At 37.0% G+C, this 12,276-nt stretch carries 7 protein-coding genes and 1 rRNA gene; 3 read left to right on the top strand and 5 right to left on the bottom strand.

Features of this window, described 5'->3' with window-relative positions; translation table 11 throughout:
* The 3 genes from rrf to M0G43_RS09835 form a co-directional block, all read left to right on the top strand.
* Positions 1–86, top strand: a 5S ribosomal RNA gene (gene rrf / locus M0G43_RS09845); the annotation flags it as partial.
* Positions 87–306: 220 nt separating this feature from the next.
* Positions 307–2,085 (top strand): CUB domain-containing protein, encoded by a 1,779-nt coding sequence (locus M0G43_RS09840; RefSeq protein WP_248025651.1) that lies wholly within the window; start codon positions 307–309, stop codon positions 2,083–2,085.
* A gap of 246 nt (positions 2,086–2,331) precedes the next feature.
* On the top strand, positions 2,332–5,445 hold the full coding sequence (locus tag M0G43_RS09835) for a CUB domain-containing protein (protein ID WP_248025650.1): 3,114 nt from the start codon (positions 2,332–2,334) through the stop codon (positions 5,443–5,445).
* A 70-nt stretch (positions 5,446–5,515) separates the two neighbouring features.
* Here the strand turns inward: M0G43_RS09835 and M0G43_RS09830 are convergent, their stop codons facing one another.
* The 5 genes from M0G43_RS09830 to M0G43_RS09810 all read right to left on the bottom strand — a co-directional run bounded on the left by M0G43_RS09830 (position 5,516) and on the right by M0G43_RS09810 (position 12,230).
* On the bottom strand, positions 5,516–5,674 hold the full coding sequence (locus tag M0G43_RS09830) for a DUF6095 family protein (protein ID WP_248025662.1): 159 nt from the start codon (positions 5,672–5,674) through the stop codon (positions 5,516–5,518).
* Positions 5,675–5,723: 49 nt separating this feature from the next.
* Positions 5,724–6,557 carry an N-acetylmuramic acid 6-phosphate etherase gene (murQ, locus tag M0G43_RS09825; protein ID WP_248025648.1) on the bottom strand — a complete coding sequence of 278 codons (834 nt, stop codon included), beginning with the start codon at positions 6,555–6,557 and terminating at the stop codon, positions 5,724–5,726.
* A gap of 150 nt (positions 6,558–6,707) precedes the next feature.
* Entirely contained in the window at positions 6,708–7,520 is an 813-nt protein-coding gene (locus M0G43_RS09820) for a DUF4249 domain-containing protein (protein WP_248025639.1), read from the bottom strand.
* A 3-nt stretch (positions 7,521–7,523) separates the two neighbouring features.
* Positions 7,524–9,905: a TonB-dependent receptor gene (locus M0G43_RS09815; RefSeq protein ID WP_411039862.1), complete on the bottom strand. Its 2,382-nt coding sequence runs from the start codon at positions 9,903–9,905 to the stop codon at positions 7,524–7,526.
* Between the two features lie 93 nt (positions 9,906–9,998).
* A complete protein-coding gene (locus M0G43_RS09810) occupies positions 9,999–12,230 on the bottom strand; it encodes an NADP-dependent isocitrate dehydrogenase (protein ID WP_248025638.1) in 2,232 nt (743 codons plus the stop codon).
* Positions 12,231–12,276: the final 46 nt, after the last annotated feature.

Below are 12,276 nucleotides of genomic sequence, written 5' to 3'. Positions count from 1 at the left end.
TCACCTCTTACCATTCCGAACAGAGAAGTTAAGCCCGTTTGCGCCGATGGTACTGCACCTCGTGGGAGAGTAGGTCGTCGCCTTTTTCAGAAGCCCCCAACAGAAATGTTGGGGGCTTTTTTTTATAAAATTATAACTTCTAACCTTTTTTATGCATCTAATTTTCTAGTATATATATTTTTCATGGATAAAATGAAGCACTTAATCTAAAAAAATATAATGGACTAAAATATAATGTTTTATAAATTTTATAAATCACTGCTTTTTAATATATTCCACTAATTTTAACTATTAATCAAATTATTTATGAAAATTTACAAATTATTACTTTTGACAGTGCTTTCCTATTTAGCACTATCCTGTTCACAGGATAAAGATAGGATTGAACAACATGATGGGTTTAATGAAAGATTGTCAGCAGGCCAATTTGACAATTCCTATTTGGGTGTTTACAAAGGACTATTTTCAACTAATGATGGCCTTACAAGAGGTTCAATTGTTTTAACGTTGTCTCCAAACAGTATTGGAATTGCACAAATAACTTTGAGCTCTGGAGATGTTATAGATCTCCAAAGCAGAACTCCAAAACTTACTGTTGATAACAGAGTGTCGGATCTTATTTTCACATCATCAGGATTGAACGATATAGAGACTTCATTTAAATTTTCAGTGGAAGGTAATGGCTTAAATCCTGACATTAGGGAGGTTTCATTCAATAATCAAGATTCTGATGTATTGGTTGCCAAGGATCTTTCTAGAGCACCACTCAATACAATTACTGGTACATACATGCGAACTGATGGAACGGGAGGTTTTCCTACAAGTGGTCGTACTTGGAATGTGATGTCAATTGGTATGGATAATCAAACTTATGCTGCTCAAATATGGTATGGTGGTAGACTTTATAATACACCTCCTACAGGGACCCAAGATAATTGTGTAGATAATGGAAATTTTACTGATACCTGTGATATTAGCGGTAGTACCAACATATTAGGCCATCTTGTAACCTGGAGCGGTACACATACTTACGATAATTTTGACGATAATTTGGGCTGTTCTGAAGTTAGTGGTACATGGTCCGCTCCAACTTATGGAGGATCTTCTGGTACTTTCCAAAGTGATTCAGATTGTTCAGGAATTGAAGTGATAAATGATGTGTGTGCTAATGCGAGTTTAATAACTTGTGGAGATTCTGTTGTGGGCAATTCTGAATTTGCTACAAATGCAGACTCACCACTTTCTTGTAGTGATGATGTTTTTGGTTCTGATGATGTGCCAGGAGTTTGGTATAAATTCATTTCCACAGAATGTCAAGAAGTTACTGTTAGTACTTTGGGAAGCGATTATGATACGCATTTGAAAGTTTTTTCAGGAAGCTGTGGAGCTTTAGATTGTGTAGCTAATAATGATGATATTGATTTTCCAGATTTTCCAGAATCTGAATTAACTTTTACCGCATCGGAAGGTGAAACATACTACTTTTTCATTGGTGGTTATGAAGGGGATACAGGAGATTATGCCTTGAGCGTTACTTGTGGGACACCTACCTATACATCCACAACAAACCCCGCTTGTGGGCAAGAAATTACCGATAATGGAGGAGGAAACGGAAATTATTCTAATAACAGAAATGATGTTTATAATATAGATGCAGGTGAAGGAATGACAGCTAATTTGGTTTTCAACAATGGTGTCAATGGATTTGCACTCGAAAGCGGTTTTGATTTTATGAGAATTTATGATGGTGAAGATATCTGTTCACCAATGATAACCGCTACAACAGACGGCACTACAGCAACCCCTGACGGATTCACTGGAACTTCTTTGAGAGGAAAAACGGTTGTTTCCACAGGAAGGTATTTGACGGTGGTATTTGAATCAGATATTTCTGTTGTAGATCGAGGTTTTAGAGCTACGGTTAATTGCGTCACTGGTCGTCAAAATTCTGGACAACAGAAAAATAGTTTAAGCTACATGCCAGCTGTTAACGAGAATATAACTCCTAAAGTCCCGAATACATCTTCAAGGATATCTATATGGACTGAAAAGTCTAAAGCAGCATATTATCAAAATAATAAATAATTCATATTAAATATAAAAAAGAACCGTTGCTATGTCAACGGTTCTTTTTTTTTGTCCTAGTACCACTTTTAACAAGAAAAAACTTTCAATTTTGATAATTTATTAAATATTGATATATCAGCTATATTTTTTGACGTTTTTTTATGCATTTCATGCCTAGAAGTATTACGGTTCACATTAACTGTTAAAAAAATATATACATTTAATCACTTATTTAATAAAGCTATAAACTAAAACTATGAATTTATGAAAGTGTACAAATTATTACAATTGCTATTATTGTGCCTTTTAGCTTTTGCTTGTTCCAAAGATACCTTTGAAGAAAAACAAGGTAACGAAAACAGTGTCTTAAGCGAAAGAATCGCATCCGATCAATATGATAACTCTTATTTCGGGGTTTACAAAGGAATGTTTACTACTAATGACGGTCTTACACGTGGAAATATTGTTATTAACCTATCACCTAATTCAGAAGGGTTTGCTATCCTTGCTTTGAATTCAGGTGAAACTATTGAACTTAAAAGTAGAACTCCAAAATTAACCTTGGACAACACTGTTAGCAATCTATCTTTTTCTTCGGTTGGATACAGCGATATTGATTCAACATTTGAATTTTCTGTGGAAAGTGATGGCTTAAATCCTGTCATTACAAATGTAACATTGGATAATAAAGAATCGGATATTTATATAGCCAAAAATCTTTCTAGAGCTCCAGTATCACCGATTACGGGTACTTATGTTCGTACTGCTGGAACTGGAGGCTTTCCAACTACTGGGAGAACTTGGAATGTAATGTCTATTGGTGCTGGAGATGGACAGGTTTTTGCTGTACAAATTGCCTATGGAGGTCGCGTTTATAATACTGGTCCTGTGAGTGCTCAATCTGGCTGTACCAATGCTTCTGGATATACCACATGTAATATTTCGGGGTCAACTAGTATTTTGGGACACGTTGTTTCATGGAACGGAACGCATAAATATAATTCTGGAAGTGCCGCAAATGAACCACAATGTGCGCAAGTTTCAGGAACATGGTCCGCGCCAACTTTTGGAAATTCTTCAGGTACTTTTGTAAGTGATACCACTTGTACAGGGCCTGCTGTAGCAAATGATTTGTGCGCCAATGCCATCACAGTAAATGTTGGTGATTCTGTAACAGGTTCAACTGCTAATGCTACTACAGCGGGTGTGCCAACTTCAAATTGTAATTCCTTATCATTGAATACTGCCCCAGGAGTATGGTATAAATTTACCTCGCCAACCCCAAAGAGCATGATTGTCGATACACAAGGAAGTAATTATGATACTAAACTCGGAGTGTTTTCAGGAAGTTGCTCATCTTTGACATGTGTTTCTGCAAACGATGATATCAGTTACCCTTCAAATATTCAATCTAAAGTGTCGTTTTCTGCTGCGGCAGGTGTTACTTATTATTTTTATGTTACGGGATTTCAAGCCAATACTGGTAATTATGTGTTGAATGTAACAGAATTTATTCCTCCGGCAAATGATCTTTGTGCCAATGCAACATCTATATCTGTAGGCGGTACTGCATCAGGAGCTACTACTACGGCATCTACTACAGGAGCTCCAACATCATCTTGTAATAGTGTTTCGATGAATGCCAGTCCTGGAGTGTGGCATACCGTTACGCCATCTTCAAATATGATGTTGAAAATAAACACTGTTGGAAGTGATTTCGACACTAGACTAGCTATATATTCCGGATCATGTGGTGCATTAAGCTGTGTTACTGCTAACGACAATGGCCCAACAGGAGTTACTCCACAATCTGAAGTAGTTTTTAATGCAACCGCAGGCACAACTTATAGAGTATATGTAACAGGTTCAAGTGCATTAACAACAGGAAATTACACAGTAAATGTCACTCAAGTATTTCCTCCAGCAAATGATTTGTGTGCAAATGCCACATCAGTAAGCATTGGAACCCCAGTTACTGGTACTACATTATATGGTAATAGCACTGGAGCGCCTACTTCAAGCTGTAATAGTGTTTCTTTGAATTCAGGACCTGGAGTATGGCATACTTATACTAACGGAACGGGTTCAAGTAAACTTATACGTGTTTCTACAGTTGGAAGTAATTTTGACACGAGATTGGCTATTTTATCGGGATCATGTGGTGCCTTATCCTGTGTGACAGCTAATGATAATGGTCCAACAGGTGTTACGCCTCAATCTGAATTAACTTTTACTGCAGCTGCGGGTACTACATATCGTATTTATATTACTGCTGCTACTGGGGTGTCAGGCAACTATAACTTGACATTGACAGAAATTTTTCCACCAGCAAACGATCTGTGCGCTAATGCCACTACAATGACATTGGGACAGACACTAACAGGTTCTACTTCATCTGCAACTTTGACCGGTGCCCCTTCAAGTACATGTTCGAGCAACTCTTTGAATACAGCTCCTGGTGTTTGGTTTAGATATGTTAGTTCAGGTGCACAACAAATAAGTGTTGATACAGAAGGAAGCAACTTCGACACAATTTTGGGAGTGTATTCTGGATCTTGTGGTACATTGAGTTGTATAGCATCCAATGATGATACTTTAACGAATAGCCAATCTAGGGTTGTGTTTACAACAAATACTTCTCCAACAACATATTATTTTTATGTAACCGGCTATTCAACAGATAGTGGTAACTATACAATTAATTTGAACAATACTTATTCTTCTACCACTAACCTTGGTTGCGGACAAACATTAGTCGATCATGGTGGAGCAACTGGTAATTATTCCGCGCACAGATATGATGTTTATTATATTGATGCTGGGGCAGGTAACAAAGCGCAAGTTACGTTTGCCAATACAACTAATGGTTTTAGTTTAGAGACTAATTTTGACTTTTTGAAAATTTTTGATGGGAATAGTGTTAACAGTACGCCTATTACTACCGCTACAGGTAATGGTGGAGGAGTTGCTACCACATCAGGATTTACAGGAACAGGTAGTCCAACAGCAGGATCTGCATCTTTAAGAGGTAGAACGGTGGTATCGACACAAAGGTATATGACGATCCTTTTGTTTTCTGACTATTCAGTAGTCTCTAATGGATTTCAAGCGACAGTTGCGTGTGTAGCTGCAAGAGAAATAGCAGATAGTCCAAAAACAAACATATTGCCAACACCGCTTCCAGGTAATTTGCCAGTAAAGAATTCAGGAAATGATTTTACATATAGATCTAAAAATAAAACTGTTAAAGTAGAAAATGTAAATTCTGAATATGACAAATGGAGATTTGAAGCTGAAGTTCTAGAAAATGTAAATGTTCAGCCGATAATTTTTAAAAACGACGCTGAAAAAATTGAATATATTAGAAAACACCAATAATTCAATTAATTTTTAATAAGAAGACCCGCTATTCTTTATAGTGGGTCTTTTACTTTATGCATATGATAATTTAATTATGAAATAAACTTTTAAGAATAATCAAAATCCCTTTAAAAAGAAAAAATACGGCCAATCCACAAACTATTATAGAAATAATTAATACAATTGGGTAAGTTGGCTTGTCTTGATTGCTAAAAGCTATATATAGAAGGGTAGGTCCTAAAAACATCAATGCCACACAGATGGCCATAGTTTTAATCCCTTTGAAAAGCAAATCCTTATTTGTTCTCGGCTGCTCCATCATTTTTGTAGTTTTGAATGGCGTTACGAACGTTATGATATTTGTCCAATAACTTTTGAGCTTCTAACTGCGAAATTTGAAGCTCTTGCATAATCATTTTGACACCCCTATCTACGAGTTTGTTATTGCTCAATTGCATATCCACCATTTTATTGCCTTGTACTTTGCCTAGTTGAATCATAGTGGCAGTGGATATCATATTCAATACTAATTTCTGTGCTGTGCCAGCTTTCATACGAGAGCTACCGGTTACAAATTCCGGTCCGACGATGACTTCGATTGGGAATTTAGCGGTTTGGGATAATGGACTATTTTGATTGCAAGTGATACAACCTGTCACGATATGTTGTTCATTACATTTATTCAAAGCTCCAACGACATAAGGCGTTGTTCCAGAAGCGGCAATGCCTATAACCACATCGTTCTGGTTAATGGCATACGATTTTAAATCTTCCCAACCTTGTGTGGTGGAATCTTCTGCAAATTCGACGGCTTTTCTAATGGCAGCATCGCCTCCTGCAATCAGTCCAATGACTAAATTATGCGAAACACCAAATGTAGGTGGACATTCTGAAGCATCTATAATGCCTAAACGACCACTGGTACCTGCGCCTATGTAAAACAAACGGCCACCATCTTTTAATTTTTTTACGATGACTTCAACAAGATTTTCTATTTGTGGAATGGCTTTTTTAACAGCCAATGGAACAGACTGGTCCTCGGTATTGATATGGGTCAACAACTCATTAACGCTCATCTTTTCGAGATGATTATAGTGCGAATCTTGCTCTGTTGTTTTTATAAACGTCATACGTCAAAAATACAAATTTTGTTTTGCGTTAGTGATGGTAGCGGCATCCTTTTTATGCCATTTAACGATTGAGTGAGTTTGACATAAAAAGATATAGCGGACAGCACGACTCATTTTGAGTCGAGAAGTGAAAAATGGGTAACGCCCAAATCATTCGACCGTATATATAAATTCTGCGACTTCGGATAGTCTGAAATAACCCAGCGGGAAGTTGTCTGGATTGGTTTGATTGATGCAGTTGCCGCGAACAGTTGCTGGTTGGGTTTCAAATGGTCCTCCACCTTCTTGGCCATTTTGTTGAAGAAGAATGAACATAAAATTGTAAAATCGCTCTGACACGCCATAGTTTCTGATGGTAACGACATCATCTGTCGTTAAATCTTCTTCAGTATAAAAACCGAAAATTTGATTGCCATTTGTGAACTCGTCGCTGTAAACTTCAAGACTTGGAATTGCTGGAATGTCGCTGATGAACTCAAAAAAATAGTAATTTTCTTCGTCAGCTGGGTCTGTGTAAAAGGCTTTCAATTCTGTCTCTTCACCCGAAAATCCTCCTTCATCATTTTGCTCAACAAAGTCAATGGGAACGACAGATTTGAGTGTTTCTGAAGCAGTATAGATTTCACTTTGATACAATATTGTGAGCGTATACGTTTCGTTGATTTCCGGCAAAAAACTGGATGTACTATATATGCCAGAATTGTCAATTTCAGTAAAGACAAAAGACTCGCCAAGACTGTTTACAATGCTCACTTGCGCTCCATTGGCAGGAGGAACGCTGTTTTCGAAATAAGGAGCTGTGAGTGTTAGCTTGATGTTTTGTTCGTTTCCTGCGGTACTTTTAAACCAATTGATGGAAGCGTCGATGACCAATTTTGGCGGAGCTTCATTCAAATCGACATCAATGACATCTTCACACGAGAAACAAATTGCAAACAAAATGATATATAGAAAATGTCTCATCATCTAAAATTTAAAGTTATAAGATACTGAAGGGATGATACCGAAAATTGCTAGACGAACAGCTTCATTGGCACTCGTATTGCGGTTTTCCCTAAACGTAATCGATGCAGCATTTTTTCGATCATAAACATTGTAAGCGCTGAAAACCCATTCACTTTTCCAACGTTTTTGAGAATCGGGCTTCGGTTTAAAGGTTAAAGCGACATCCAATCGGTGGTAGCTGGGCAACCTACTTGAATTTCTGGATTCATAATTAGGAATTGTGATGCCGTTATACTCATATTGACCATTTGGAAATGTGGTAGGCTGTCCGGTTTGAAAAAGGAAATTTCCACTCAAGCTCCATTTTTTATTGAATTCATAGGACGTCGTAACAGAAATGTCGTGTGTTTTGTCATAAGGTGTGTTATACCAATCACCATTATTGATACCTGTTTCTAAAGCTGTTCTGCCTTCTGTTTTTTGTTCGGATTTTGAAAGTGTGTAGGCAATCCATCCTTTAAAATTACCTTCATTTTTTCGAAATAAAAGTTCTAGGCCATAAGCTCTTGCTTCGCCATTCAAGATAACTTGTTCAATGGCATTGTTTGCAATGAGGTTTGCACCATCGATGTAATCGATTCGGTTTTTTACTGTTTTGTAAAAACTTTCAATTTCCAAAGAATAGTCATTATCATTTATAGTTTTGAAATACCCAAAGGCGAATTGGTCCAGCAATTGTGGCTTTACATATTTTCCACTCGGTGTCCAAACGTCGAGTGGTGTTGGCGAACTTGTATTAGACAATAAGTGCAAATATTGACTCATTCTGTTATAGCTTGCTTTTACAGAAGAATTCTCATTTAACTGATAGGCGAGAGCCAGTCGAGGCTCTAAATTTGCAAATGATTGGATGACATCACTTCGCTTGAAAGTTTCGGTGCCAATTGGTTCTGCTTCCTCATAAATTTGAAGTTCCTCATTGAAATTTACGGGATTGTCGTTTTCGTAAACATTCAATTCATCCTGACCCAATCGAAGAAAGGAACTGAACCGTAATCCATAGCTAACGCTTAATTTATTTGATAATTGATGTTCCACATCTAAATACAACGCATTTTCAAACGCATATTTATCGGTCAATTTAAATGGGTTTAAGCCTGAAGTAGGTGTGGATGGCTGAATATCGCCTGGATTGAATCGATAGTAAATACTGTTCAAACCATATTCCAGCTTGAACTTATTCGTCAGATAATGCTTCAAATCATACTTAAAATTGAAATTCTGGATTCCGGAATCCCAATTGAATTCAACAAAATTCAAGTTGAGTCCATAATAATAATCTGAATAAATCAGTGATGCATTTGAAAACAATTTATCTGAAAACAAGTGGTTCCAACGAAAATTGATAACAGCATTACCATAAATATTTTCGAAACTATCTGAAATTGAAAAGACATCTCTTCCGAAATATCCAGAAAGATAAATATTGTTATTGTCATTCAAACGATAACTTAATTTAGTATTCAAATCATAGAAATACGCGGAATTGTCATCCAAATCAAATAATGGAAGAAAAATATGTGCGTAAGTGCTTCTTCCACCCAAAAGAAATGAACCTTTTTTCTTTTTGATTGGACCTTCTGCCAATAATCGACTGGAAACGAGACCAATTCCCCCATTCATATGAAATTCATTACTGTTGCCTTCTTTTTGGTAAATGTCCAAGACCGAAGATACGCGGCCTCCGTATTTAGCCGGAATCCCACCTTTATACAACTTCAAATCCTTGATAGCATCTGGGTTGAAAACTGAAAACAATCCAAAAAGATGTGATGAATTGAAAATGGTCGCTTCATCTAAAAGAATCAAATTTTGGTCTACGGCACCACCGCGAACGTTAAAACCGGAAGCACCTTCGCCAGCACTCGTAACACCTGGTAGCAACGTGAGCGATTTGATGACGTCCACTTCTCCCAAAACTACAGGCATCTGTTTAATCGTGCCAATGGACAAAGCATTGACACTCATTTGAGGTTTTTTGATGTTGAGTTTTTCGACGTTTTCTGTAATGACAATTTCATCAAGACTTTCGGAAGATTCAGAAAGCTTATAATTGATTGTTTTGTTTTCGGAAAGGAAAATGGTTTCTGAAATGGTATTAAAACCGAGATAGCTTATCTGCACTTTGTACTCACCTTGTGGCAATGTTATGGAATAGAAACCATACTCATTTGTGGTAGTGCCAGTTTGCAATTCTGTAAAAATGATGTTTACACCAATAAGGGTTTCGTTGCTGGTTTGGTCAGTAATCGTTCCACTCAATGTTACTTTTTCTTGGCCAGCCATAAATGTGGAAATTACAAAAATGATAACCTGAAGTATTGTTTTGGTGAATTTATCCATCAATCGACTGTAAAATAAAAGCTCCTCAAAGATAAGGAGCTTTTATAGAATATTGTTTAATGTTTTTTAAATTATTGTAAACAATAATTGACTTTATTCATTCATATTTTTAATGACTGCATTAAGTGTATGGCTTGGTCTCATAGCATTGCTTACCAAATCATTATCTGGTTCGTAATAACCACCAATATCCACCGAATGACCTTGAACTTCATTCAACTCGTTTACGATTCGCTCTTCATTCGTTGAAAGTACATCGTGCACATTTTTGAATTCAGCCTGTAATTGAGCATCTAAATTTTGATTAGCCAACGCTTCAGCCCAATAAAGCGCCAAGTAAAAATGACTTCCTCTATTGTCCAATTCCTTAACTTTTCTTGAAGGTGATTTACCTGTGTCCAATAACTTTCCAGTTGCCTCATCCAAAGTATCTGCCAGTATTTGAGCTTTCGGATTGTTTTCACTTTTTGCCAAATGTTCCAAGGATACTGCAAGAGCAAGGAATTCTCCCAAAGAATCCCATCTCAAATGGTTTTCTTCTACAAATTGCTCAACGTGTTTAGGAGCTGAACCACCAGCACCTGTTTCAAACAAACCACCACCATTCATCAACGGTACAATCGATAGCATTTTTGCACTTGTACCTAATTCCAAAATAGGGAAGAGGTCAGTTAAGTAATCTCTCAATACGTTACCAGTAACTGAAATAGTATCTTTTCCATTTTTGATACGCTCCAAAGTAAATTTTGTTGCTTCAACAGGAGCTAGAATTCTAATATCAAGACCATTTGTATCGTGGTCCTTAAGATATTCTTTTACTTTTTTGATGAGTTCTGCATCGTGCGCTCTATTTTTATCAAGCCAAAATACAGCAGGTGTGTTCGATGCTTGTGCTCTTGTCACGGCAAGCTTCACCCAGTCTTTGATTGGCGCATCTTTTGTTTGACACATTCTCCAGATATCTCCAGCCTCAACAGTATGTTCCAAAAGTGTATTTCCGTTTTTGTCAACGACAGCTACAGTTCCATTTTCAGAAATTTCAAATGTTTTATCGTGTGAGCCGTATTCTTCAGCTTTTTGAGCCATCAAGCCTACGTTTGGTACAGTTCCCATAGTTGTTGGGTCAAAAGCACCATTTGCCTTACAGAAATCTATTGTGGCTTGGTATAGACCAGCATAACTGCTGTCTGGAATTACAGCTTTTGTGTCTTGCAATTTACCTTCAGAATTCCACATTTTTCCAGAGCTTCTAATCATTGCAGGCATTGAAGCATCAATGATAACGTCACTTGGTACGTGCAGGTTGGTAATTCCTTTGTCAGAATTTACCATTGCCAAACTTGGTCCATTTGAAAGTGCTGCATCAATATCATCTTGAATGGCTTTTTTATCACTGTCGGAAAGTTTATTGAGTTTTTCTACCAAATTTCCAAAACCATTATTGACATCGACACCAATAGTCTGGAAAGTTTCCTGATGTTTTTTGAAAAGGTCTTTAAAGAACACACGAACGGCGTGACCAAAAATAATTGGGTCAGACACTTTCATCATTGTTGCTTTCATATGCAATGAAAACAAAATCCCTTTTGACCTTGCATCTTTTACTTGTGCATCGAGAAACTCCAGAAGCGCTTTTTTGCTCATTACAGAAGCATCGATGATTTCACCAGTTAATAAAGGAGTACTTTCTTTAAGAGTGGTTTCCTTTCCATTGGTTGTTTTAAGAACAATCTTAACATTATCATCATTCTTTAAAGTGACTGATTTTTCAGTATGGAAAAAATCACCGTGTTCCATAGTGGAAACGTGGGTTTTTGAATCAAAAGACCATTCACCCATAGAATGAGGATTCTTTTTGGCATAATTTTTTACTGCCTTTGGCGCTCTTCTGTCAGAGTTTCCTTCGCGAAGCACAGGATTTACCGCACTACCTTTAATTTTGTCATAACGAGCTTTTATTGATTTTTCTTCGTCAGATTTCGGATTTTGAGGATAATCTGGAAGCTTGTAACCTTTGGCTTGCAATTCAGCAATAGCTTCCGTCAACTGTGGAATCGAGGCACTGATGTTTGGCAGTTTTATAATGTTTGCTTCAGGTTTCGTTGCCAAATCTCCCAATTCTTTTAAAGCATCAGGTATGCGTTGGGATTCTTCCAAAAATTCGGGGAAGTTTGCAATGATACGTCCAGCCAGCGATATGTCTTTAGTGACAACGTTGATTCCGGAAGATTTGGTGAAAGATTGAATGATTGGTAAAAATGATTGGGTTGCTAAAGCGGGTGCTTCGTCTGTTTTAGTGTAAAAAATGGTAGATGCTTTTGCCATGAATTTATTTAGTTAATTGGGATATAATTTTATCAAAGTTTACAAA

It is taken from the genome of Subsaxibacter sp. CAU 1640, assembly GCF_023156585.1.
Taxonomy (GTDB): Bacteria; Bacteroidota; Bacteroidia; order Flavobacteriales; family Flavobacteriaceae; genus JBPOFM01.
This window is presented reverse-complemented; position numbering and strand designations above follow the sequence as displayed.